This is a genomic window from Streptomyces sp. NPDC005878 (genome assembly GCF_040629815.1).
Classification (GTDB): Bacteria; Actinomycetota; Actinomycetes; order Streptomycetales; family Streptomycetaceae; genus Streptomyces.
On the sequence record NZ_JBEXWK010000031.1, the window covers coordinates 36,680 to 60,178 of the forward strand.

The window sequence follows — 23,499 nt, forward strand, 5'->3', positions numbered from 1 at the left end:
GGCCCAGGCTTGTCGTTCAACTTTCAAGCGTTCGGCGCGGTCGTGGCAGCGGTGGCCTGGGCTGTCCATGAGTCGGGTTCCCGAGGCGGATCCCAGGTCACGTTGACGTCAGCTTCGTGGAAGTCGTGTGCGAGTCTCACCGCCAGGGCGGCCACGGCGGCCCGTGCCTCGGCCGGGTCGGTGTTGGCCGGCACGTCGGCGAGACGCCCGCAAAGCATCCCGCCTTCCTCTGTCAGGACGCTGTAGCGCCAGCCTTCCGGCGTCGCCAGCAGGGCGATGCTTTTCGGCATGCCGAAGGAAGGCCGTCTCTTCTGCACACGCTCTCGTCCCACCACGGACCTATCCAACCTCGTCGCCTTCCTGGTGATTCACGCGGGCGGAAGTTCAGTTGCCACGACGGGGTTTGGTGCCGACCTTGTGGTGGGCGGTCGGGCGTATGCCTACCGCTGGCGAGGACCCGCCCGACGTCGTGCCGGGGTGCCGGGCGCTGGTTCTTCGAGCCCGGTGGCCGGCCCGGACCCGGACGGGAAGGTTTCGGTGCACCAGCCGGGGAGCCGGTCTTCGTGCGCAGGTTCCTCAACCCTCTGCGGACGCGGGCGGGCGTGAGTCTGTTCGGCGGGTCGGCGTCTCCCAGGGCCGACGAAGGTCGGTGGCCAGCGGGCAGGCGAGGCGGAGCCGGGCATAGGCGGCGATCACCAGCCACGTCCACCTGTCGGCCGCTTCCGAGCTACGAAGCCTGGGCTTGGTCCACCCGAGTGTCTGCTTGAACAGGCGGAAGGTGTGCTCGATGTCGAAGCGGCGGAGGAAAGACTGCCCGCAGCGGTCGGCGTCCGCTTCAGTGGCGCCGGTGCCCGACCACCACAGCCATACCGGCTTGTTGACCATCAGCGCAGGGGCCCGAATGCGTGACTCAGGAGCCTACGGAGGACTGCCGGACATCGTGCTCGGCCTTGTCCAGCCATTCGGTGAACCAACTGCTGAAGGTGACGGGCTTGCCCTCCGCGTCGACGAGGGGCTCAAGATCCGCGTCGTCTGCTCGGGGATCGGACCACATAGTGCCGCGATGGGAGCCGCTGAGGACCAGCCAGTCGCGCTGAGCACAGCCGTGGTGGCAGATCACGATGGCGCCGGCGGTGCGCTCAGGGGCGAACATGACGGCTTCCCATCGTTCTTCCCACGCCTCGATGGCGGTGTCGAAGTCCTTGTATTCCCCGCAGTCCTCCTCTTCGGGACGCTCGGCCAACAGCCGTTCGAGGACCTCTGGGTCCGGGCCCTTGTCGGGGAACGGTTCGGCGAGCTTAGACAGATCGGCCAGGTCGGCACCGTCGCCCTCCCAGCGCCAGCGGCCCTGAATGCGTCGCACGGGAAAGACGCCGTAGGACGGCCCCGCGCCCCCGGCGGCGACCATCGCGAGGAAGCTCCGGTACTCCGAAGGAAGCCGCACGCCTATCTGGCCTTCCAACTCGACGATCTCGTCCTCGCCAAGCGGATCCTCGAGCGTCCACCGATGACCGAGTGCCCCGAACACTTTCTGGCTCGCCGGGAGCGCGCTCAGCTCCACGATCCGCTTCCTCACCCCGGCCCAATCCTGATCAACCATGCAGCGACCATATGCGCCGCCACTGACACGCCCACCGGAGGGTCGTCGTGTCCTGAAGCGAGTCAACGCCCGCCGAGACTGTCGACTTGCGCGCCGAACCTACGCCTCGGAGGGACAGTTCGGCGCGACAGTGAGCGGGTTCCGGCGTCCGCACGCACAGGATTCCCGGAACTCGCGCGCATTGCGCCCCGGCGGCCAGGAGCCCGTCGCCCGGATCGAATGCCGCGGCAGGAAGGCGGTGGGCCTGGCTGTACCGGATCGACCTCGCGAAGCCGAAGTTCACGATGACGCTCGCGAAGGAGGCCGCGCTCACCAAGGCGATGGCTGCTCGCCAGACGTGTCCCGGCGCCTGCGGCCGGCGCTCTTTCTACTCCGCCAACATCGAAGAAACTCGGCTGCTGCCGTCTCCGACCTCCACAATCAGCAGCTCGACCGGAAACTGGGCACGTCCGGCATCTTGGATGCCCGGCTCACGAAAGGGAGGAAATCAGACCCTCCGAACCCTGCCCCGGGCGCCCGCCGCACTCGCACCGACCCGGGTCCGGGCCGGCACCGCGCCAGCCGTGAGCCGAGATCGCAGAGCCAGGCCCGGACGTCCCTCGCGGCAGGGCCGGAACGGTCCGAAGGCCCTGGTCGGCAGGGTCGCTGTCAGTGCCCAGCCCTAGCATGCGGACAACTTTCCGAAAGCAGGGGATCATGGGTTTCTGGGGCCACTTCATCTTCGCACGCAGCGAGCGATCGCTGCTGGAAGCGCCGGTATTCAACGGTATGGGCCAGGATCAAAAGGCTGAAGTGCACACATTGTGGCCACGGCCCGGCGGATGGCAGACGCTTCGGCTTGACACCGACAGCTGGGGCGAGGACAAACTGCCCGCCCTGGTGGAATGCACTGGCGCACCGGCCTGCACCGCGTGGATTTACGACAGCGACATGGCCCACGTGACCGGCCTCGGAACAGACGGCCGCCAGTGGGAGGCCTGGCTCCACCTGGACATTGCCGCCGCTCTCAAGGTCGAGGATCCCGAAGACATGGACGACAGCAGCGTGTGGTGGGGCAGCCCCGAGTTCGCCGAGGCAGCACGGCACATACGCGCGGAACTCGACGCAGAGGTACCGGGCGTCGCAGCGAGCGCCATCGCCTGGGCTGCATCCGCGGGCGTTGCAGTGCCAGTCCAAGCGCGAATCGAAGAGGTACTGCGCTCGAAGGAAGACTTCTCGGAGGAAGTCTTCTTCAACCTGCTGGAGGCGTTGGGATCTCCCGGTGCAGCAGAACCCTCGTCCGAGGACTGACCTGAGGACACTGCTCAGCCGGTCAAAGCCTGGATCGTGGCCAACGTGCCTCGGGCTGTCCATGCGAGGTGACCAGGCCAAAGGCTTGAACTGCAGCCGTCGCACGCGGCGCTGGTCTTCGCCGGTATCCCGGCCATGGCCACGGTGTTTTTGCGCATCGTCCACAGCACTCGTTCGCCGAACGCGGCGTCGCCGGTGGGTTTTGGCGGCAGCAGGCGGCGTGTTCCCCACCGCACGACCATGATCGACGATCGCCAGCTCGACGCCTCACCGCCTGCCGTGCACGAGCCGGTCAGTCTCGGCATACAGACGAGTGGCCCCAAGCAGGGAAGATGCCTACGACTGCGTAATGCTCGAGTGGGTGATCAACGCCATCGTGTTCGGTGAGCCCGGTACCAGTCCTCCGCTCCAAGCCGGCGGAGTTGACGCGCCGGAAGTCGCCTTCTACTGATGCTCCGGCCACCATGCTTCGGCAGGGTCGTTGTCCGCGCATCCCTCGGCTGCTTCCACATCAGGGGCGACCCGGTCTCACCTGTATCACTGGTTCCAGCAGTCGCACCGGGGCAACTGAGCCCATAGGTCGCACGGTCCGGTGACCGGACGTGTATCGGTGAGGCGCAGTCCTGCGAAGGCACAGGCGTAGGCCACGGCGTGGTGCTGGTAGAGGTACGCGGCCAGGACTTCTTCTGCGGTGCTGCTCTGGTCGGGGGCGCCGCCGGGGTGCAGGCCCCGGCCTTCGATGGCGCCGTTGCGGGCGATGCTGCCCTGGTTGCCGCTCTTGGGGTTGGCGAACACGCCGTAGCAGAGGGTGGCTTCGGAGAGCCGGGTCAGCACGCCCGGAGTGCTCGGCGTGTAGCCCCAGGGTTGGGTGACCACGCAGCCGCCCGGCACGGTCGTGAGGCCGATGATCTGCCGGGTCTCATCCATGTCGTACGCGTACCGGCCTTCCAGCAGTTCCTCGACCAGATTACGGTCCGCTGGTATGGCCTGCAGACGGTTCACTGCTTCGGCCGCGTCGATCCCGGCCACACATGCCAGCCCCGTGCCTTCATAGTGGAAGGTCCCCAGTGCGCCCACAAGCCGGGCACCCTCCGCGGCAGTGGTGCGCTCGGCTTCACTCAGGCCGCGCTCACCGGCTGGCAGCGCGAACAGGGCCGGCGTCGGGCCGGCCAGACTCAGCCGGCCCGGCGACCAGCCCCCTATCAACTCACGCCACGGGTCCGCCCCGGCAGCGGCGAGGGCCAGCGCGTTGTCAGGCCTCCTGGACATGACCGCCTCCCACAGCGCCGTCACCCCCATCTCCAGCGCGTCCACGTCCGCGACCCGCCGGGCCAACTCCGCGACCACTTGTGCCTAACCGTGCACGGCGGCCCAGTGGAGAGGCCGACCGGCTCTCCAAGCCTCCGGATCGGCTCCCTGCTCAAGACGCCACCAGACGGTGTCGTGATCCGTCCAGTCCCATCCCATCCCGCTCCAGCCGTCACCTTGCACCGCCGTAGCACCCCTCCCGCACTACACCGAACGACTCCACCCCTACACTCGCACACCGCTCGGACAACACCCCGCGCCCAAATCCCGGTTCCACTGGGGGCTGCGCTCCGGCAGGTCCAGGCGTGTGAGCGGAACTCGGCCCCCTACCATTGACGCTGCTCCGAGGTCCGCAAGGGTGCGATCCGGGCGGTTCTGACTCTCCATCCTGCGGTGGAGAACAGGTCGAGTCTGGCGCCGTGCACGTGGCCGCGGACGCAGCGGTGGAGCTGGTCCACCTTGCCGATCATGAAAACAGTGTCGTGATTAGAGTGCTCGGCCCGTGTGATCCGAGCGGCATCGACGCCGAGGTCGTCATCACGAGTACGTTCTGCAACGGTCGGCTCAGCCTCTGCCTGGCGCCCAGGGATCTTGACGACTGGGCGAAAGCCCTGGACGACCTTGCCGTCGGCCGGAGCGTCTGCTGGATGACCGACATGCGTAATCTCGAAATCAACGTCGAGTTCAACACCGAGTTCTCGGTTCCCCTGATCACCGTCGAGGACGTCCAGGGTTCCGGTACGGCCATGGCCGTCCCCGTGGACCTACCGGACGGCTGGGTCCAAGAGCAGCGCGAGCGCCTGGAGCGTGTCCGTCAGCTGCCGTCGACGGAGTGGGTCGGCGTCGCATCGCCCCGTCACGGACAGTTCCGACCGGGCTGAACCATTCAGCGCGCCGCGCGGTGGGCCAGGCATCGCTGCGGCACCGTTCAGGAAACCGGATCGAGCGGGGCCGGGTGTGGCCGTTTGCCGGGCCGGACCGTGCGCGCGGCTGTGCCGAGGCGCGGTCGGCGCTGGCGGGCTTCCCCCACCCCTCGGCGGTGCCTGGACGTCGGTTAGGCCGTGGCTCTGGACCAGGGCCACCCCCTGACAGACCAGGGAGGACGGTGAACTACAGAGCTGGATGCCCCGGACACCGACCGCGCGCAACGACCATAGTCCGCACCACTGACAACGGCTCGACGCAACCCCGCAGCCACGCTCACTGCCCCGGCCGCATTCGCCGCGACATGCTGACTCGCTGGGGTAGGGCGACTGCCTTGCGCCCAGTCTGGCCGTTCGGCTCGTGGTGCTCGCCGAGGCCAACCCGATGGTCCGGGGAGGCGGACCGCAGTTGCCCGCAAGCAGGCTGCGGCAGTGGCCGGTTCCCCGCGGGCGTGGTGACCGCCGCAGACGCTATGCGAGGGTCTCCGCCCACTTCGGCGTATGCGGTATTCGAGAGTTGCGTGACCGCTAGTAGTGCTTTGTTAGGTGGTGTCGTAGGGCTGCCAGGTGGGTTGTCGGCAGGTGGGGCTAGGTGCCGGTCCAGGTGGCGATGAGGTGTTGGAGGAGGTCCAGGGCCTGGTAGAGGGTCAGGCCGTGGCAGGGGCTTCTGGGCTGGTCCGTTGTTCGGTCAGGAACAGGTGGGCGGCGGTGACGATTCGCGGGAGGGCGGAACGAGATGAACTGGCGCGAAGGAGAACGCATGCGCGGCCTGTCGCAGGAGGCCGCTGACTTTCATGTCGTTGATGCGCTGGCACGGATAGCCCTCCAGCATCCCACCGTAGGTCGTAGCCAACCGCAGCTCAGTGAGTTCGATCGAGCGACCGGACGAGAGGGCTATGTGGCTCAGCGACATGCCGACCCCCTATGCGCATGATCCGCTTCCGATACACACCCTAGTGCTTGTCGAGGGGGTCGCCGAGGCAGATCTGATGGCCTATTGGCTGCTCCAGTGGTGCGGGTGGTCGGGATCGGTGGGGCAGGCGAAGACGTTGAGTTCGCCGAATCGGCCCACGGTGACGCCGGTGGGGGTGGCGTACCGATGGGTGAGCAGGTCTCGGTCCTCTAGCGGCTTCCAGCTGCCGCTGCCGCCGTCCCATTCTGAGCTGTCGATGGTCAGCAGGAGGTGCATCGGTGTCCTGCAGGTCCGACAGTCCATGGGGTACGGGTCGGTCTTGTGCCAGGAGGCGAAGCCGCCCACGCGCCAGCCGGGCGGGATGGACAGGTCGTACTGGTAGCTGACCGGATCGACAGCGTTCTCGTTGGCCAACTGATCGGCATCCTGTTCCTGGGCTTCCTCCCAGGCGTCGAGCCGGGCGCACAGTTCCTCGGGCAGGAGGCCGGCGAATGGGTAGCTGACCACCTGCTCCGGGTGCAGTACGCAGGGCTCGGGCACGAACCCGTCGGACCCGACGACCGGCGGCTGCGGGGGTGCGGACAACACTTCCCCGACTTCCCACGACCGCCGCCAGCGCAGGTGCAGCTCCAGGTCGTATCGGCTCGGGCCGTGTGCGTTGAATGGGCACCAGAACACCTGGAGCAGATCGCAGTTGTCCGGCTTCGCCGGCAGGTCCGGGACATCCCGCCGGTACAGCTGCGCCAGGCCGATCATCGGCAGCGGATCCGTCTCCGACGCCTCGGGGAGCCGGTGCTCCAGGCGCAGCTCGGCCAGGAGCTCTCGTTCCTCCTCCGTGGGACCCGGGTTCCGTTCCCGGGCCCATGCGGCAGTCAGGATCCGCCGGTAGCGGTGGATGTCGGCCGGGCGCCGACCCCGCCCGCGGCCGTGGGCCTCACCGCATACCGGCCACGGCTCGTCCGCCGGCCACAGCATCGGGCCACCCACCGAGCTGGCCGACATCTGAGGGCTGCCCGGCCGCGGGTGGAGCCGCGTCGTCGTACCCCGGCAAGCAGCCAGTTCCGGGAAAAGCACCTCGACGTCAAGCGGGCGTGGGGGCGTGGTCCTCGTCATGGAATGCGACCTTAGACACCCGGCGACCCCGGCCGCCGAGCACCCCGGCAGCAACTCGCACTGTCAGTGCTGCCGTCGAAAGTCGGTTCTGGCGCGGATCTTTGGGAACCATCACGGATTGCGACGATGCAAGAAGTGCCGAGGTCAGCGGGCCCGCGTAACTTTTGGTTGACCGCCCGGCCGGGTGGCGAGGAGGGAGTGAGACATGGAGTGGGTCAGGGACGCGCGACTGGCAGCCGGGCCTGAGGCCACCTGGTACGTGGAGGCGGCTTTCACGTCCGGTGCTCACCTTGGGACGGTGTATGACGATCCGATGACGCCGGTAGTCGTGACGGGCATCGAGGAGCTGACGACGATCCGCTTACCGAGCGGACGGCCTGTCGTCGATGCGCCATGGCACGACGACCAGGTCTGGGAGGAGCGCCGTTGCGCGAGGACATCCTGATGCGAACCGATGCCGCGTCTGTGGAGCAATGCCTCGCAGTGAGCTTGCCCCGCCTGCGCGAGCTGGGCTTTTCGTTCCCTGAGTGAGAGAGCGGATGTGACCGAACCGCCGCCCTGGATGTCAGTGCCGGCTGCTTACATGAGCCCATGGACACCGTGCACACGACCGCCGCCCTCCTCCCGGACCCCGCCGAGCTCCGCGCGCACCTGCGCGCGCTGGCCGTGCTGGACCAGGCGATCTGCCGCGACCCGCGGTTCTCCCGCTACTCCTTCTCCACCACCTGGGGGCCTGGGACGGAGGCGGCCCTGATGGACAACGGCTCGGGTGACGACTTCTCCGTCCTCTTCACCCCGGCCGGTGTGCTCGTCCGCGGCTTCGACCACGAGTCGGAGATGAGCCCGTACGGCACGGACGACGAACAGGTCTGGCCCGGTGTCATCGACGAGGTGCCCGCCGCGCTGCGCCCGCTCCTGGACGATCCGGCCTTCATCGACGAGGGCCTCGGCGCCCCGCGGGTCACCGCCTGCCTGTGGTGGGAGGCCGGCGGCAGCGCCTGGCGCACCGGTTCGGGCATCGAGTTCCCCTCAGGCAGCCCGGACCCGGACGGCTCCGGGCACCTCTTCCGCCTCCTCACCGACCGCTCCCCCGAGGCCGTCCAGGCGCACTTCGAGGAGGACTACGGGCGGCCCGTCCCCCTCGACACCGTCCGCCACGTCCTCGCAGGCCACCCCCTGACCCCCGAAGCCGCCCGCGGCCTCAACCCGGCCGCCCTCTCCGACGAGGCCCTGCTCCGCCGGATCGCCGCCGACCCCGAGGTCGAGGCGTACCTTGCCTGCGACGGCGAGTTCGACCTCACGCGGACCGACCCCATCGAGTCGATCGCCCTGCCGACCGGTCTCCCGGTGGAGCCCGTGGCCGGCTGCAACGCGGGAGGCACCCACTACCTCTGCGGCCCGGCCGGCTCCGACCGCGTCCGCCCCGTCCTCTACACCGACTCCGAGGGCCAGGCCTCCCTCATCGCGGAGTCCCTCGCCGAAGCCCTGACCCTGGCCATCGTCCTCCCCTCCTGGCACGACGCGCTGGCCGGCTTCCGTCCCCCCGCGCTCAACGCCGACTACCTTGAGGACAACCCGGACCACCCCGAGGTCCGCGACCGCTTCCTCGCCGCCCTCCGCCTCCCCCCGGCCACCGAGCCCGAGGTCCTGGCCCGCCTCCTCACCACGGCCGCCCGCACCGTCCCGGACGGCTTCCTCCCGTCGGTCGAGGGCGAGGAGGACGCGGCCTTCGAACCGATGCTCCGTCTGCCGGCCGAGTAGGACAGCCCCGCCGCGCGCCGCCTTCCGGACCCAACGCGCCGACGGCGGAGCCATGACCGCACTGCCCGACTGGATGGCGCGTAAGGCCGCTGGTCCGAGGAGGCAGGTGATCCTTCTGGGTCTTCGGTCGTGATCCGGGTGAGCAGTCTGCGAGCGTCCTGGGCGCGGGGGTGGGCGAAGTGGAGGGACCGTTCGCAGGTGGTGAGCGCTTGGCGGGCGGTGGCTTTCGCTTCGGCGCGGCGGCCCAAGCTGTGCAGGGCTTCGGCTGCATGGATGTCCACCGCTTCGATGCCGGCGCTGTCCGGCGAGGTGAGGTGCCGGGCCTCGGCCGATGCCTCGTCGTGGCGGCCCTGCCCGTTCAGGCTGCGCGCCAAGACGCAGCGCAGGACCGCTGCCGTGGGTGCGTCCGCTCGTGGCAGGTTCCCGCGGCCGGGGCCCGCTGTTGGTCTGCTCTGCTGTACGGGTGAGGGGGCTTGGGGGCCGGGGCAGGTCAGTTGCCGGGGCTGTCCCGGTAGAGGGTAGCGGGCCACAACGGAGTGCCCAGCGCCGTCTCCAGCAGCAAAAGCGTATGCGTGGACGGAAGGCGCTGCCCCTCCAGGACACGGACCACCGTCGGGTGGGTGAGCCCGGCGCGGCGCGCGAGTTCCCGGCTGCTGACGCCCTGCTCCTGCATGGCTGTGGCGAGAGCCCCCGAGGTCGCGTGTCCGAGGCGGGCGCCGGGTGGGACGTCGGCGGTCAGCGGTCCGGTCGGCCAGGTCCCGGAAGCCAGGTGATCGCGCGGGATGATCTCGCGCGCCATGTCTTGCTCCATCGCCGTTGTCTGGTCGGTCATCTGCGGGAGCTCCATTGTCGTCCATGCCTCCTGTCGGTCCTCCACATCGTGGTGGTACTTTTTTGTACCGCCATGGGGAGGAAGCCGGGTAAAGGGGATCCTTTCCGGAGCAGAGGAATCAGCAGTCGCCTCCCTGCGGCCAGCGCCCCCAGTGAAGACAGTCATGCCCACCGGCGAGTCCGCCATTGAGCCAGCCGAGCCGGGCAGTGCTGCTGAGACGGGCCAGGCACAGCGGCCGAGTCCTCGTGGACGTCATGAGGCCGGAGACGAGGCACCCCGCGCACCCGGCCTGGTCCGCCGGGTGAACGGGCGACGGGGAAGCCAGGATCCTCACGCGGGCCTTGATCCCCCCGCTGGCCCGGGCGGAGTCGAGGGAAACCTGGAGATGACTGCGGCGAGCCCGGTGCACGCTTCGCCGGGCTCGACACAGGAACGGCGCGTGGGCGTCCGCGGCCTGAGCTCGGCGCTGGCCATCAGACCGGCCAACCCCACCCGCTATCTGCTCAAGGACCGGCGCGCCGCCATCGAATACGACCAGGAAGGTGCAGCCTCATCGTTCATCTGGTCGACAATGAGGGGTATGGACGTCCCTGAGCTGCTCGAATCAGCTTCCCTGCTGGTTCCGGAAGAGACCGCCACCGAGAACGACATCACGGTGCGAGACATCTGGGACTACCTCGTCCACGACGAGTGGGAGATCGCCCTGAGCCTGCTGGAGGAACTCGGGGACACTCGCGCGCTCCCTCTGACGTTCTGGGAGAAGCTCGCCGAAGCGGCTGAGCAGCTCCGGATGGAGCGGAGCGCGGCCTGGTGCCATTGGCGGTGCTCCGAGATCCGCAACGGCGTGATCCGGGCGGATCTGACGCTCCGTGCTCCCGCCGAGGCGCGACGCACGACGCCAATCCACTCCGGTGTTCTGCGACCGATGTGGGACATCGGATACCTCTCTCCCACCGGTGGACGTTCAGTCAGCATCGCCTTCCTCTGGATTGAGAACATGCCCATTCTGGAGCCCGACGGACGAGCCACGGTTCGCCTCGTGCCTCTCACTCCCGCCCACTGGACGCACGTCCAGGCTGGCCAGCAGATCACCATGCACGAGGACCGAACCGTCGCCGGCACCGCTGTCATCCTGGAGGTTCACCCTCCTGCCACCGCCATGCCCACACGATGACGCGACTGCCCCACAGCCCCCCTGCTGGTGCACGTATCTCCGCACTTGGTGGAGCCACTCGCAGGAGTACGTCGACACCAGCCAACGCGGTATGCGGCACGGCAGCTGGCGCGGCCTGCGCCCGTCTGGGTCACCGCTGCGTCACCGAAGGCGGATCAGTGCATTGAAGGGCCACGTGATGATCTTGAGTGGTCAGGTCGTCTGCTCGTCGTGTCTCGCAGCATCGACGAGGGTGACGGCGACGCCGGCTGACCGGATCTCCCCGGCGAGCTCACAGAGGCCTGCATCTCGGGACGCGCCCTGCACGCGGTCCCTACCATGACCGCGTACACCGGGGAGTCCTCGGACGGCTTGCTTCGTCCCGTTTCGCATAACCCCATGACTCGTACAGGGCCTGCACCTTGGGATGGGTGGTGTCCACGAGGAGCGGCACGAAGTCCACGTCGACCGACCGGATGAGTGCGTCGTGGATCTGCCGGGCCCGGACGGTGCCCTGCCAGACGGGCAGAACCATCAGCTCCAACAGGGCGAGAATCGGGCCGCGTACCCCCTGGGGCCGCCCGCCCGCCCCCTTCCACCAGCCACCTGGCTTGAAGCGTGAGCCGTAGGCGTACCCGACGGGCCCCCGTCTTCCCACCCTGAGACACACAGTCAGTCCGCGCGCGCCGCCCACAGGTCCACGAAGTACGCGAAGCGCTCACGCGAGTGGAGCGAGTCCGGGTCGGCCGCGTACACCTCGTCGTGCAGATCGAGGAGCAGGCTGCGGACGTCTGTTGCGTCGGCATGGGTGTACTGCTTCAGAGCCATGGGCGAGCCTTCTCGATCCACCTCAAGGCCTCGGGCCCTTTCGTGCCGGTGGCCTCGACGAGGCGGTGCGTCAGGCTGAGTGTGTTCATGGTGCGCCGGGAGCCGGATCCCGCCGGGATCAAACAAGCCTGTCCGCCCGCTGTCACACACCACCCGCAAGAAGGCGCGCAGGCAGAAATCCGGCACGGTGCCAAGCCCTTTACCGGGCTGCGTAATTGACATCGGACGGTCCTATCTACACACGTGCTTCGGTGCTGTTTGCCCATGTGGTGTCGAATTGCTGGAGGGCGATGGTGTAGAGGAGGCCTGGTGCCCGTGCATACAGGCAGGGCGAGTTCCTGCCGTGGGCGTTGTCGCTGTAGAAGGTGAGGTAGGCAGCCTTGTCGGTGGCGATGACGCGGCATGTGTGGGGGAGGTTGTAGCGGCGCAGCCGGATGCCGGGTTGCGTGTGCGCGGCTTGGGTGAGGTAGTCGATGTTGGTCCGGACCTGGCTTCTGAGGAGGTCAGGGGTGAAGCCTGGGTCGAAGTGGGCGACATGGTGGGAGCGGCGGTCGAGCCAGGAATCGTGTGGGGTGTCGGGGTCAGGGAGCAGGATCTGGACGGACGCCGGTGAGGTTGTGCCGGACCACAGGGGGGCGAAGGCTTCGCGGGTGAGGATGTTGCCGCGTCCTGCCATGACTTTGATCCACTGGGCGTGGAGGAGGTCCTGGCTCATGGCGTGTTCTGCGGAGGCCTGGCGTCGGTAGACGCGATGAAGGCCTGTGCCGGTGAACCAGGAACAGGCGGCGGTGAGCCACCACAGGGGGCGTGCGGCGCGCAGGAGGCTGAGGGTGAGGAGGAGGGTGCTGGTGGCCAGGGAGCTGAGGATGCCGAGCAGGAAGGCATTCATGATAAGGCTCCGGTCGTGGGAGTGCTCCTTGTAGTGGTGTCGGTGGTTGGGTCTGGGTCAGCAGAGGTAAGGGAGCAGGCGGCTGAGGACGTGGGCGGCGTTGCGGCTCGCGAGTTCGTGGTGACTGTGGCCCTTGTGTTGGTCTGCGTTGTCGGATATGCCGCGGATGACGATCCAGCCGGGGTTGGTTGTGCCGTGGACGGAGTTCTCCTGCCAGTACTGGCTGAGGCCGCCGGCTTCCATGTCCACGGCGAGGACCTTTTCGTGGTAGGTGGTGAGGTAGGTGCGGATGTCGCTGGTCCGGTCGGCGATGACGGCCTCGCCTGATCCGATGACTCCGGGGTAGACCGCGTAATGCTCGTCGGCGTGTGCGGTTATCTGGCCGTTGATGTGTGCCGGGGTGCCGTGGTCGGTGAAGTAGGCGTTCACGGCGTGGACGATGTGCGCCGGCGCCTGCCGGTGTTCTCCGCGGCGGCGGATGTCTCCCTGCGGATTGATCTTGCGGTTTTCGTAGTAGACGACGTCGGTGGAGACGATGACGTTGCCGATGCGGGCGTGGTCGTCGTGGATGCCTCCAGCGATGCCGACGAGGGCCCACAGTCGGGGGTTGTAGTGGCGGCGCAGGTGTTCCAGGGCGGCCATGGTGGAACGTTGGCCCTGGCTTTGGGTCTGTATGGCCACGATGCGCAACGTGGCGTCGGAGACGGTGCGTTCGCCCTGGTAGAAGTAGAGGCCGCTGGGTGTCTTGTGGCGGTGGAGTGTTAACGCGTCGCTGACGGAGCGGAGTTCCTCACTGAGGATGGTGACGATCCCGAGGTCGTACGGGTTGTCTGTCTCGAGGGCGGGCTCGGCGGAGGGCAGAGCGCTGGTCGTGGAGGCGTGGGCCTTCTCTCCGATGGCGATGGTGTTGTAGGTGTTGTTGTTGCCGCGGTTGATAAGGCCTTTGTTGGTGGTCATGTGGCTGCTCCGTTGTCGGCCGGTGCGGGCTGGTTCGCGGGGACGCTGACCTGAGCTGCGTCTCCCACGGCATTGTTGGTGAAGCTGTTGTTGTCGCCGAAGTTGAAGATTCCGCTGTTGATGATCTTGAGGGCGCGGTCGTTGAACACGGATGTGTCGACGTCCCGGCTCTGCAGGAAGTCGCTGGCCGCGCTGAGAAGGCGCTGCTCTATGGTTTTCAGACGTCCGAGGATGTCGCTCTTTTCCAGTTGGACCTTGGTCCAGGTCTGGGACGATTCTTGCCGTATGCTCACGCGGCTGCCAATCAGGACGTTGCGGATGGGAGTCGTGGTGAGGTCGCGGGGCAGGATGGCGGCCTTGGCCAGGGTGTAGAGGTACCGCAGGACTCGCCATGAGTGCTGGATGTCGGCAGGCAGCGCGCTCAGTTCGTTTAGGGCTGACCAGATGACGGCCGCAGTGCCGTGATGGCCGAACTCTTCGGCGCGCTGGAATGAGCGCGGCGTGTGGGCGAGTACGCATGCTGCCGTCGACAGAGACAGCGTGCGTCCCTGCAGGCTGACGTGCAGCAGGACGGTCGCAACGAATTCGGAACCGTCGGCGGGCGTGATGATCTCGAGGAAGTGGTGCTGCTTCGATTCCGGCGTGTCGATGATGGAGCGCAGTTCACTGCGCGTGAAGTGATGGGGAAGCAGCGACCGATCGGCGGCGACATCGGTCTCAGCGACGTAGACACGGTCGCGGACCTCGGCGGGCAGCCGGACGTCGTGGCTGTCGGCGTTCAGCGGCAGCACTGCTTCGCTTAAGTATTCGACGAGTTCGTGCGCCCTGAAGGGCGGCACCGCGTGCTCACGCTCGTGCAGTGGCTCGTCGTCGGATTCTGCCCGCAGCAGCTGGATGCTCATCGGCGGGTTCCACTGGTAGACGAGTTCGCCGGCTCCGATGAACGGTGATTCATCCCCGAAGAGCGTGAACATGGTCAGGTCATCGTCCTCGTCGTCGGCATGCCGGGAGCGGCGGTACACGGCGCACATGTGATGCTGCTGGCGGTCGGCTGCCCGCTGGCGGCCGGACAGGCGGGAGGGGCGCAGGACAGGGGTGCGCAGTATGCGGTTGAGGATCAGCTGGCGCGCGGCTCCGACGGCCAGGTAGACCAGCGTGAGCGCCCCAGCCAGCCAGAGTGCCGCCAGTGCCTGGCGGGGATACAGGAAGCTGGTGGTCAGGATGGTCAGGACCAGCCATATCGCGGCCGCGGTGACCCGTTTGACTACGCGCGCTTTGGGCGTGGTCAAACGCGGGAGGAGGAATTTGAGGAGAAAACGGTGAGCCCGTAGGGGGTCCGGAACGCGACGCCGGGACCTGCTGCCCGCCATCGACTGGCTGTCGACGCCTCGCAGCACTACCGCCAGACGCAGCAGCAAGAGCAGGCCGAAACCACTGGCGATGAGGACGGCCACGGGAGTGCTCCCGGTGAGCAGGGGACCGGCTATCGCGGCGAGGACCGTGACACGGGGGAAGGCCCTGAGCGCAGCGGCCCGCCATGCGTGATGCATGACCGGGACGATGTCGAAACCGTAGGACGGAGCGACCCTGCGGTGCGGCGCGGTGCAGACTTCGTCGATCACCAGGTCGCGAAAGCGTTCGTCCACATACACGCCGGTACACAGATGACGTGTGGCGGCCGTGAGTTCGGGCGTTGTCTCCTGTGCAGGTGGCGCGTCGGACGTGGTCATGTCCTACCCCCGGCTCCTACAGTTATGGTTGATGCGACCATAAGTGTCGGCGGAGTTTAAGTCAATGAGACCTTTAGGGGTACGGTGGACGACTGGCTGAAAGACTCGGACGAGGTCGGACCCTCCTGGCTGACCGTAGACCTCGCGATCTTCACCCTGAGAGACGACCAGCTGATGGTGCTCCTGATCGAGCGCGGCCTGGACCCCTTCCAGGGCATGCCCGCGATGCCCGGAGGCTACGTACAAAAGAACGAGACCCTGCACGAGGGCGCCCTGCGCGAGCTGGCGGAAGAGGCCGGCATCGACGGCAGCCGACTGCACCTGGAGCAGCTCGGCGCCTACGCCGACCCAGGACGCGACCCACGAGGCAGAGTAGTGACGGTCGCCTACCTCGCACTCGGTCCCGACCTGCCGATCCCCGTCGGCGGAACCGACGCCGCACGCGCATTCTGGGCACCCGCGGCACACGTGGAAGACGGCACGCTCGCCTTGGCGTTCGACCATCAGGCAATCCTGACCGAAGCCCTGGAAGAGGTCCGCCGGAAGATCGAGTACACCGCAGCGGCCACCGCCTTCTGTGGCGAGACATTCACCCTCACCGACCTGCGCACGGTGTACCAGGTCATCTGGGGCCAGCAACTGGACCCCAGCAACTTCCGCCGCAGAATCCTCAACACCCCAGGATTCGTGCAGCCGACGGGTGACCAGTGGCTGCCTCCCACCGGCCGTCCAGCCGCCCTCTACCGCCGCGGACAGGCATGGGTACTCAATCCGCCCCTGCTACGCGCCGCACCATCCTGCCAACGAGACTGAGACCGCTCCACGCTCGCCCACGGCCAGCTGCGGATGCGGGTGACGTACGGAGCCCTCAGCGGCTGGACGTGCAGGGCGCTGGCCTGTACGCCTGTGCAGCGCACCGGCCAGCAACACCTACGCCTGGGCGACGGCGGTCTTCACCACCGGGCGACTCGATATGGGCGCGCGCGACCGGAGCGCAGGCGCGAGGACCCAGCCCGGCAGGGACCGGCAGCCTCCGCTCACCCACCGTCGGCGGGGAGCACCCAACGGCCACAGACGGGGAAAACCGAACTGCCCCCCGCGGGCATGAGACGGCCATGGACAGTACCGCACCAACATCTCGCAGGGGAAGCGGACACCGGCCCTCAACTGTGCGCGCCCTCAGGGGAGTTTGCGGCCTGGGCGCTTCACAGGCGCAGTCAGGTCAATGACGGCTCGTAGGCGTGTCGGCGGGTGTGGTCAGCGCCGCATGTAGCGACCAAGGGGGGGTCGGCGACGGCTTTCGGGAACTGCTCGGTGGGCGTAGCTGGGGTGTGCTGGTGACTGAGAACAAGGGTGCAGGCCTGACCCTGTTCGTCCGCCAGGTGCACGCTGCCCCGCTGCCCCGCATCCGCCACCGCTGGCGCAACGAGGGCGGTTACCACGTGCTCTACCGCGGCCGGGTCTGGGCGGTAGGCCCATCCCCAGAGCTGGTGGACGATGCGGCGCTGCGCGGTGGTGGCGGTCCATGGGGCGGATTCCAGCGGCCAGTGACGCAGCGGCGGTTCGCCGCGTCACACCCGCCCGGGCGCCGTGGAGAGCTGGCTTGGGTGCGATGGTGGTGTCGGGCGGGAAGGGGGACGGGCTTCTTGGACGCCTTCAAAGTCTTGGGCGGGTAGCTGGCTCGTGCTCCAGCGCGGCGATCTGGGAGCTCGCAGTCAAGTTCCGGTCCCCTCCCCCGGCATGCGCGTCGCTAAGGCCGCGCCTGGGCCATGGCAGGGACCGGGGCGGCAACCCGTCAGGGCCTCGCGCGAACCGGCAGGGCGCCCGGTCAGGACGCCCGTGTCCGTCGTCGATCTGGCGGAGCACCACACCGAGGATCAGATTCTCCAGGGCGTGCGGCATGACTCCGAAGCTGGCGACCCACGTCTCAACCAGGTAGATCTCACTGTTCTCGCCGATACCGAGAAAGAATCGGCTGCCACCGACCTCGCCGAGAGGGAAGAGCTCTCGGCCGAGCACATCGCTCCATTCGAGGAACCGACCCTCCTCCCCCCAGGCCAGCTCGGGGTCCAGCTCGAACGGCTCGCCGGGCACTGCTTAGTCCCGGGCCGGCGGTCCTCACGGACAGCCTCCCGAACTCCGGGCTTGTGCCCGTCACTCTCCGACGGATCAGGCTTGCCACCGTACTTGCCCACCGGGCGACTCCCCCGCCTCGCTCTGCGTGCCGGGATCGTAGCGGGGGTCGGCTCCAGTCGAAAGGGCGCCACTACCGGGCATGCAGGAATGGGCTGTCCGATGTCCCTACCGCCGACGCGTCCCCCCGCGGGCTCCCGGCGTCCCAGAAGCAGCAAAGCCGCGGGGCCCGCCGGTCGGCCACTACCTGAAGGAGCGGGGCGGCCCACAGTGCGACCTGGGATTTATACAGGGCCGGCCGGCCCCAGAGCGGGAGAGGCCGAAGGGACGTGATGTGTCAGATGGGACGGTACATTTCCTCGGTGGTGCCGGGCGGCAGTGCGCGTGTCATGTGGAGGTAGGCCGTCCCGTACGGGGTGTCGCTCCGCAACAGCTCCCACTGGTCCAGTTCGTGTGCCAGGTAGCGGCGCAGCAGGTCACGAAACTGCTCGAACTCCTGATCGCTCAACGGCCCCGCTCCGTCTGCCTGCTTGGTCATCAACCTACCCTAGGGCCGTCGTAGGCGATCAGCATCCAGCACCGTGGAACTGGCGACGTGATTCTCAGCGACAGGCGCACGGGTACCGCTGCCCTGTCCCGGCTGAAGTCTGCGGTGGTGGACGACGAGGAGTTCGACCAGCTCAACGGACTTCTGCGGCCTTATAAACGACGACTCCCGCATCCAGGCCGTACTGACGGGGCTCCTGAAGACGCCAAGTCAGGAGGAAGAACCCTGGGCAGGGCAATTCCAGTCGGCCGAGTCGACCGTCTTCCCCTCCGCATCGCAGAGGTGGAAGCAGTCACCATTGACCCACACCGTGACCGACTCGGGCCGATGGTCGACCTGGAATGGCTCGTCCACGCGCAGAGTCCCGGACCAGGAACCATCCAACGCAGGCGAGTGGGTGACCATGACCCACGTCTGGTTCGGGAGAATCTGATGCGTATCCGCCCAGGGCTCCACAGTCAGCTCCAACGCCGCCTCACCGCCGTTACTCAGCAGCAGCCGCGCTGTTCCCCCAGTGGTCACCCCCGGCCCCTCCTTGTCTCTACGGACGCAGACCGCGCTGGCCCACGCGACCCGATCATCACACGCCACGATGAACTGATCGTGGGCGCGTCACCCGAACTAGTGCCTCGTCAGGCAACGTTCGCCTCCTCTGGGGTCGACTGACGGTGGCCAGAGGGCCACATCCTGTGGCCATGGGAGCGGAACTGTGGTGGCGAGTACTGCCGTAGGGTGCTCGGGTGTTCAATTGGCTCGAGATCAGCGTGTTGCCGCCAGGCCCCCGATGGGCTGCCCAGCTGTCTTTGCGGATCGATGGCGAGGAAGTGCTGGCAGCCGCGACCGGAGAGGGAGGCCGCGGCCCGTTTGCCGATGAGGCATTGCCGGCCGATGGCCCGGATTCCCTCTGGGCAACCGGTGAGGGTCGACGTGTAGAGCTGGGCGAGCCCGAGTGCACGGGTGGATGCTGTGGCTACCTGTCCGTGTTCGTGCAGCGTCACGGCGGGATTGTGGAGTGGTCCGACTGGCAGGTGCCCGTTAACAAGGCGCGCCCTCCGACTCTTCACTTCGACGCGGATCAATACGACGCCGCACTGACCCGCGCGCTGACAATGTTTACCTCGTGACCGTCTGCCGCGTGGGCGCTTCCCTGCGCGGCGGACCGGGCCGGGAAGGCCGTCGTCGACAAGGCAAACGTTGCCTGATTCCCTTGTAGCGGCACCGAGTGGAGACCCTCAGTTCCTTCGTGCTGTTCGAGTACCGCACCGTGATGCCTGAACGCTGCATGGCGATCGACGCCTTGCATCAGAGCGGCAGGCGGTCCGGGTGCTCGTGGGTGGTGGTGGTCGCGTGGACGCAGGGCGGATGTCTGGTAGGCGTCGTGCTCTAGAGGCCTTCGGCTAGCAAGGCGGCGCCCGACGCCTTCGTGCCCCCATCGCCGAGGTGTTGGCGTGCGCCGGTTCCGGACGGATGCCTTTGGTAGATCCGGCTGCGACGCCTTGTGCTAGAGCGGCGGCGTCCGGGGCCATCGAGCGTCAACACCCTCGTGTTGATCCCTCGTTGGTGTTGGTGGGACGAGCCCATTGCACGGTGACCTCTCGATATTCTCGAGCCGTCTGAGCTCCGGGGTAGACCGAGGTCCACCGACCAGAGCGAGCGCATCCGCCTGGGCGACACCTACTTCCACAACGGACCCCTGGGCCTGGCCGGCACCAGCACCGGCGGCGTGGACACGGGATTCAACCGCCAACCCCAGGGCACCCTTAACTCCATGACGACCGGGGCCAGTTCGCTGTATTCCCTCACCGACGCGCTCGGCTCCGTCATCGCACTCACCGACGACACGGGCACGAAGGTCACCAGCTACACCTGCCCCCGGCGGCGCCGACCGCACGGAAAGACGGCGCAGCCCTACCGCTTCGCCGCCGGCTACAAGGACCCCACCGGCCTCTACCACCTAGGCGCCCGCTACTACGACCCGACCCTGGGCCGCTTCACGCAGCCCGACCCCTCCGGCCAGGAGAAGAACCCCTGCCTCTACGCCGATGGCGACCCGTCAACCGCATCGACCCGCGGGGCCTTTCCTTTCTTTCGAAGGTCGGTGATTTCCTCGACTCCGCTAACGATATCTGGGGGGGCCGCCACTGGTTGCATAGGCGGTATTGGTGCCGCGTCGGAAAGTGGAGTCACGACAGCTGCCAGCACGTTCGGGCCCTGGGGAACCGGTGCCGCAAGCGTCGGCGGCTGCGCTGTAGGCGGAGTAGTCGGTTACTACAACACAGGCCTGCTCACCTACGGACAGAACCCCGCACGAAGCGCTCCGGGGCCCTAACTGGAGAGTACCTGCATCGCTTTCCCTGCGGTGGTGCTCGAAGCGCCACCGCAGGGGAGGATTTTACGTGGTCACACAACATCCATCATAAAGACCGTGTGACCACGCGCTCCCATCCCATGATGGGTGTATGTCCGTAAATCCAGGAAGGTCGGAATGAAAGACAAGGTCAACCTCAAAGCATTCGCCGTCATTGTATTTGGCGTATCAATCTTTGCCGTGATTAACGGCGGTCGGACGAAAGAGGCGATCCCCATCGTTCTTGGGAGCACGGGCCTCCTATCTGCTGCAACACTGACTTTCCTGATGGTTCGCGACCCAAGGCGTCGACCTATGAAATGACCAGGGCTTATATAGGACGAGCAGGGCCGTCGGCTAGGGCCTGGCGAGCGGTGTCGCGGCCGACGGAACGCATACGTTTGGCGTGGCGGAGCAATAGGCTCAGCGGCTGCGGCTCCGTGTGCCATAGGCGGAGACGCGGCAGGTAAGTTCGCAGAAGACACGACCACGGACGCCTGGTCATAAGAGAATCTGAACTGGCCGGGACGGGTGGATTGCTGCCCATCCCGGCCCTCAAGAGAGGCAGGAAGAGAGATGCAGCAGCTGGCGGGAAGGGGATCGTATATCCCCGACGGCTGGGAGATTCCTGTATTCCTGGGGTCGCTGTCTGTCGTGATTATCATGATCATGATTGGGCGATGGTACGGCTGGGGCGGGAAAAGGAAGTAACAACAAATGGGCCACGGAAGCGCAAAATTGCGCGGAACCTGGGTTACGTAATGCTATTCTTCGCCTTAGTGAGCATATCTGTAGGGATCGCGCTCGTCGCCGATGCTCAGCCTAGCGCCATCATGGCAGCCCCCATAATTGCTGCCATAGTAGGGCTGCTCCCTATTATTGCTGGCAGGACCAAGACTTCATGAACAGCTCACGCTCCATGACGTCGGCTGAACACGAGCCGACGTGCGTCTTGGGGAGCCGGGGCTGTGGCAGGTTCCCTCGGCCATGACGGTGACGATCCCCGAGCGCCAGGCGTCGCCGGACCGCAGCCAGGGAACCCACCGTCCCAGCGTCTGGTCGGTGGCGGGGTCGGCGATACGGGGCTGGACGTATGCGGCCTGCGGGTGCCGGTCGAACTCGGCAAGCAGCCGGGTGACGGTGTGCGGGTCCGGCAGGACTGCATCGTTGTCGAAGAACAGCACGAACTCGGCGCCATGAGCAGCCAGAGCCTCCGCTCCGACGTTGCGGCCCTCCGGAATGCCGGTATTTGTCTCAAGAGAGACACTTTGCACGCTGTCAGGTACATAGTCGGGTTCCACGCCGTTCCCGACGATCACGACCCGCAGGTCTACGCCCTGCTGCGTCAGGACCGAAACCATCGCCGTGCGGATTTCGTCATCACGAACGTTCATGGTGAGCACAACGACGTCGACCCTGCGCTTGGGCGCTTCCCTGCTCACCTGGACCTGTCCTTCATTCACTTGGCCTGCCACGCCCATCTCCACGAGAGCGCTCGCTGCTTTCGAGGGGCACAAAGAGGTCTCGACGCTTGTGGCCCAGCTCAGCGTAGCGCCCAAGGAACCGCAGAAGAGCTCAGCAGGTTGAACTCGTGGCGCAATCTCAAACATCCGCTGAACATGCCGATTGAAGGCAGTTCCCCCGGGCTATGCGCCATCGGCCAGGCCGGGCTCCTAGAAGGCATCGCGTCGGGGACTGCGTACGGCTAGGGCGTGTTGCGAAAGTGCTTGCTGTGGGTGTCGGGACAAGCGGCCCTTGATCAACGCGACCCGGGTTCGTACCATCTCCCGATGGGACATGACGATCTTCCGACTCTTGAACTCGCTTTTCCCGGACCAGAACGTGACCGTGGCGTGGCGGCGATCCTGAGCGGTCAGAAGACCGCGCTCACAGGCCTCCTGGAGATCTATGAGCACGCCGGAGAGGCAGTGCCGCAGAGCGGCCAGCGGTTCTCAGTGCTCGATTCCGAGGGTCGTCCGGCCGTCACGATCGAACTCGTCGACGTGCGGGTCGTTCCCATGAAGGAAATCGACGATGACTTCGCGCGAGCCGAGGGGCGCGGCTACTCCGACGTTGCACAGTGGCGAGCAGCCCACGAAGAGTTCTTCCAGAGCGATGGCGTGAGCGAGTTCCTGGGTCGCACCCCCGACACTACCGATGACACTCTCGTCGTCGCCGAACGCTTCCGAGTGGTCAAGCCCGTGTGATCGGTGCCCGGCATCCGACACGACGAGAGTCCGGAAGGATCAGCTGGGCAAGCTTGATAGGCGGCGGGACGGCTATTGGTCATAGCCACTCGTTGATGGCTGCGACCAGCACTGTTGCCTCATAGCGGACGGCAAGTTTGTCATATCTCGTGGCCACGGCTCGGTGGCGCTTCAGCCGGTTGATCCCGCACTCCACCGCGTGGCGCTCTTTGTAGTCGGCCTTGTCGAACTTGGGCGGTCGGCCGCCTCGGGAGTCGAGCTTCTTGCGGTTGCGGACATGGGCGGGCTCCGCTCGGGCCATTTCGAGGGTGATGGCCCAGCGTTCGTGATCTCTCCATGCTCCATTGATGAACTGGAAGTTGGCCGAGTAGCCCTCCCGCTTGAAGCCGAGACGCTTGACCAGGTTCAACGACGGTGTGTTGTCCGGCTGGATGTTCGCTTCCAGCCGGTGCAACTCCAACTTGCCGAAGGCGAGCTGTATGACGAGTCCCAGGCCTTCAGTCATGTAGCCGTGGCCGGTCGTGGAGGCGTAGGCCGTATAGCCCAGGGTTCCGCTCTGGATTGTGCCCCGGACGATGTCGTTGATGTTGATGCCGCCAACGATCGCACCGGTGTCCCGCAAGCAGATGACGAAGCCCTCGTGAGTGGGCTGTTCGAACCGTGTGAGGTAAGCCTCGAAGGCTTCAAGGGTGTCCTCTCGGGCCGATAACCAGCGCTGCAACATCTCAGCACTCTTACGGCCCAGTACTGCGAGCTCCTCGAAGTCCTCGCGACAAACATGGCGGATAGCCACGCGTTGCCCTTGCACAAGGTAAGAGGTGGAAGACATCCGTCGGATGATACGCGGCTGCACCCGAGCTCGGGGAGCTCGGAGTGTACCCACGGGTGGCCGAGTCGATCACTCATGGAAGTTGAGTACCGGCACTCAGGCGGGCCGTCCTGATGGGCTCGTAGCGTCCAGCTCATGC

23 protein-coding genes and 6 pseudogenes are annotated in these 23,499 nt (G+C 66.8%); 10 read left to right on the plus strand and 19 right to left on the minus strand.

All coding sequences use genetic code 11. The annotated features are described in order from the left end of the window. Positions 1-23: 23 nt before the first annotated feature. From ABZ404_RS32180 to ABZ404_RS32190, 3 genes and pseudogenes are all read right to left on the minus strand, one after another. A complete protein-coding gene (locus tag ABZ404_RS32180; protein WP_358834003.1) occupies positions 24-317 on the minus strand; it encodes a hypothetical protein in 294 nt (97 codons plus the stop codon). Between the two features lie 146 nt (positions 318-463). After that, positions 464-876: pseudogene (locus tag ABZ404_RS32185) on the minus strand (transposase); the annotation flags it as partial. A 34-nt stretch (positions 877-910) separates the two neighbouring features. After that, positions 911-1,600, minus strand: a complete 690-nt coding sequence (locus ABZ404_RS32190) for an SMI1/KNR4 family protein (protein WP_358834002.1) — start codon at positions 1,598-1,600, stop codon at positions 911-913. A 696-nt stretch (positions 1,601-2,296) separates the two neighbouring features. On the opposite strand from ABZ404_RS32190, the gene ABZ404_RS32195 reads away from it, so the two are divergent. After that, entirely contained in the window at positions 2,297-2,890 is a 594-nt protein-coding gene (locus tag ABZ404_RS32195) for a hypothetical protein (RefSeq protein ID WP_358834001.1), read from the plus strand. 14 nt (positions 2,891-2,904) lie between these two features. Here ABZ404_RS32195 and ABZ404_RS32200 read toward each other — a convergent pair whose 3' ends face one another. Continuing rightward, positions 2,905-3,195, minus strand: coding sequence for a hypothetical protein (locus tag ABZ404_RS32200; RefSeq protein ID WP_358834000.1), 291 nt, complete (start codon positions 3,193-3,195; stop codon positions 2,905-2,907). A 232-nt stretch (positions 3,196-3,427) separates the two neighbouring features. Beyond that, positions 3,428-4,204: an ankyrin repeat domain-containing protein gene (locus tag ABZ404_RS32205; protein WP_358833999.1), complete on the minus strand. Its 777-nt coding sequence runs from the start codon at positions 4,202-4,204 to the stop codon at positions 3,428-3,430. Positions 4,205-4,617: 413 nt separating this feature from the next. Here ABZ404_RS32205 and ABZ404_RS32210 point away from each other — a divergent pair, with 413 nt between their 5' ends. Further along, entirely contained in the window at positions 4,618-5,079 is a 462-nt protein-coding gene (locus tag ABZ404_RS32210) for a DUF5959 family protein (protein ID WP_358833998.1), read from the plus strand. 757 nt (positions 5,080-5,836) lie between these two features. Here ABZ404_RS32210 and ABZ404_RS32215 read toward each other — a convergent pair. Beyond that, positions 5,837-6,034: pseudogene (locus ABZ404_RS32215) on the minus strand (hypothetical protein); the annotation flags it as partial. A gap of 81 nt (positions 6,035-6,115) precedes the next feature. Further along, a complete protein-coding gene (locus tag ABZ404_RS32220) occupies positions 6,116-7,147 on the minus strand; it encodes a hypothetical protein (RefSeq protein ID WP_358833997.1) in 1,032 nt (343 codons plus the stop codon). Positions 7,148-7,352: 205 nt separating this feature from the next. Between ABZ404_RS32220 and ABZ404_RS32225 the strand changes: the two genes are divergently transcribed. Next, positions 7,353-7,592 (plus strand): hypothetical protein, encoded by a 240-nt coding sequence (locus tag ABZ404_RS32225; RefSeq protein WP_358833996.1) that lies wholly within the window; start codon positions 7,353-7,355, stop codon positions 7,590-7,592. Positions 7,593-7,738: 146 nt separating this feature from the next. Continuing rightward, the gene (locus ABZ404_RS32230; protein WP_358991168.1) at positions 7,739-8,908 is read left to right on the plus strand and encodes a hypothetical protein; all 1,170 of its coding nucleotides are present in this window, start codon (positions 7,739-7,741) and stop codon (positions 8,906-8,908) included. Positions 8,909-9,398: 490 nt separating this feature from the next. On the opposite strand, the gene ABZ404_RS32235 is transcribed toward ABZ404_RS32230, so the two are convergent. Beyond that, positions 9,399-9,740: a helix-turn-helix transcriptional regulator gene (locus tag ABZ404_RS32235; protein ID WP_358833914.1), complete on the minus strand. Its 342-nt coding sequence runs from the start codon at positions 9,738-9,740 to the stop codon at positions 9,399-9,401. A gap of 580 nt (positions 9,741-10,320) precedes the next feature. Here ABZ404_RS32235 and ABZ404_RS32240 point away from each other — a divergent pair. Continuing rightward, positions 10,321-10,914 carry a hypothetical protein gene (locus ABZ404_RS32240; RefSeq protein WP_358833922.1) on the plus strand — a complete coding sequence of 198 codons (594 nt, stop codon included), beginning with the start codon at positions 10,321-10,323 and terminating at the stop codon, positions 10,912-10,914. A gap of 313 nt (positions 10,915-11,227) precedes the next feature. Here the strand turns inward: ABZ404_RS32240 and ABZ404_RS32245 are convergent, their stop codons facing one another. The 5 genes from ABZ404_RS32245 to ABZ404_RS32265 form a co-directional block, all read right to left on the minus strand. Further along, entirely contained in the window at positions 11,228-11,437 is a 210-nt protein-coding gene (locus ABZ404_RS32245) for a hypothetical protein (RefSeq protein ID WP_358833913.1), read from the minus strand. Between the two features lie 128 nt (positions 11,438-11,565). Next, a complete protein-coding gene (locus ABZ404_RS32250; RefSeq protein ID WP_358833912.1) occupies positions 11,566-11,721 on the minus strand; it encodes a hypothetical protein in 156 nt (51 codons plus the stop codon). A 235-nt stretch (positions 11,722-11,956) separates the two neighbouring features. After that, positions 11,957-12,610, minus strand: coding sequence for a hypothetical protein (locus ABZ404_RS32255; protein WP_358833911.1), 654 nt, complete (start codon positions 12,608-12,610; stop codon positions 11,957-11,959). A 57-nt stretch (positions 12,611-12,667) separates the two neighbouring features. Continuing rightward, positions 12,668-13,567, minus strand: coding sequence for a hypothetical protein (locus ABZ404_RS32260; RefSeq protein WP_358833910.1), 900 nt, complete (start codon positions 13,565-13,567; stop codon positions 12,668-12,670). Continuing rightward, the gene (locus tag ABZ404_RS32265; protein ID WP_358833909.1) at positions 13,564-15,297 is read right to left on the minus strand and encodes a hypothetical protein; all 1,734 of its coding nucleotides are present in this window, start codon (positions 15,295-15,297) and stop codon (positions 13,564-13,566) included. The genes ABZ404_RS32260 and ABZ404_RS32265 overlap by 4 nt, the downstream gene beginning before the upstream one ends. Positions 15,298-15,381: 84 nt before the next feature. Here ABZ404_RS32265 and ABZ404_RS32270 point away from each other — a divergent pair, with 84 nt between their 5' ends. Next, positions 15,382-16,110 carry an NUDIX domain-containing protein gene (locus ABZ404_RS32270; protein ID WP_358833908.1) on the plus strand — a complete coding sequence of 243 codons (729 nt, stop codon included), beginning with the start codon at positions 15,382-15,384 and terminating at the stop codon, positions 16,108-16,110. A gap of 843 nt (positions 16,111-16,953) precedes the next feature. Here ABZ404_RS32270 and ABZ404_RS32275 read toward each other — a convergent pair. The 3 genes from ABZ404_RS32275 to ABZ404_RS32285 all read right to left on the minus strand — a co-directional run bounded on the left by ABZ404_RS32275 (position 16,954) and on the right by ABZ404_RS32285 (position 18,499). Continuing rightward, positions 16,954-17,391, minus strand: coding sequence for an SUKH-3 domain-containing protein (locus tag ABZ404_RS32275; RefSeq protein WP_358833907.1), 438 nt, complete (start codon positions 17,389-17,391; stop codon positions 16,954-16,956). A 376-nt stretch (positions 17,392-17,767) separates the two neighbouring features. Next, a complete protein-coding gene (locus tag ABZ404_RS32280) occupies positions 17,768-17,968 on the minus strand; it encodes a hypothetical protein (protein ID WP_358833906.1) in 201 nt (66 codons plus the stop codon). A gap of 219 nt (positions 17,969-18,187) precedes the next feature. Then, positions 18,188-18,499: a hypothetical protein gene (locus tag ABZ404_RS32285; protein ID WP_358833905.1), complete on the minus strand. Its 312-nt coding sequence runs from the start codon at positions 18,497-18,499 to the stop codon at positions 18,188-18,190. Positions 18,500-18,717: 218 nt separating this feature from the next. Here ABZ404_RS32285 and ABZ404_RS32290 point away from each other — a divergent pair, with 218 nt between their 5' ends. The 3 genes and pseudogenes from ABZ404_RS32290 to ABZ404_RS32300 all read left to right on the plus strand — a co-directional run bounded on the left by ABZ404_RS32290 (position 18,718) and on the right by ABZ404_RS32300 (position 20,648). Next, positions 18,718-19,101 carry a hypothetical protein gene (locus tag ABZ404_RS32290; RefSeq protein WP_358833904.1) on the plus strand — a complete coding sequence of 128 codons (384 nt, stop codon included), beginning with the start codon at positions 18,718-18,720 and terminating at the stop codon, positions 19,099-19,101. Between the two features lie 500 nt (positions 19,102-19,601). Further along, positions 19,602-20,053, plus strand: a pseudogene (locus tag ABZ404_RS32295) (RHS repeat-associated core domain-containing protein); the annotation flags it as partial. Positions 20,054-20,462: 409 nt separating this feature from the next. Continuing rightward, positions 20,463-20,648, plus strand: a complete 186-nt coding sequence (locus tag ABZ404_RS32300; RefSeq protein WP_358833903.1) for a hypothetical protein — start codon at positions 20,463-20,465, stop codon at positions 20,646-20,648. A 653-nt stretch (positions 20,649-21,301) separates the two neighbouring features. Here the strand turns inward: ABZ404_RS32300 and ABZ404_RS32305 are convergent. Further along, positions 21,302-21,805, minus strand: a pseudogene (locus ABZ404_RS32305) (glycosyltransferase); the annotation flags it as partial. A gap of 309 nt (positions 21,806-22,114) precedes the next feature. Here ABZ404_RS32305 and ABZ404_RS32310 point away from each other — a divergent pair. Continuing rightward, a complete protein-coding gene (locus ABZ404_RS32310; protein WP_358833902.1) occupies positions 22,115-22,531 on the plus strand; it encodes an ASCH domain-containing protein in 417 nt (138 codons plus the stop codon). A gap of 79 nt (positions 22,532-22,610) precedes the next feature. Here the strand turns inward: ABZ404_RS32310 and ABZ404_RS32315 are convergent. Both ABZ404_RS32315 and ABZ404_RS32320 read right to left on the minus strand, forming a co-directional pair. Further along, positions 22,611-22,784, minus strand: a pseudogene (locus tag ABZ404_RS32315) (IS5/IS1182 family transposase); the annotation flags it as partial. A 57-nt stretch (positions 22,785-22,841) separates the two neighbouring features. Continuing rightward, positions 22,842-23,360, minus strand: a pseudogene (locus ABZ404_RS32320) (GNAT family protein); the annotation flags it as partial. Between the last annotated feature and the right edge of the window lie 139 nt (positions 23,361-23,499).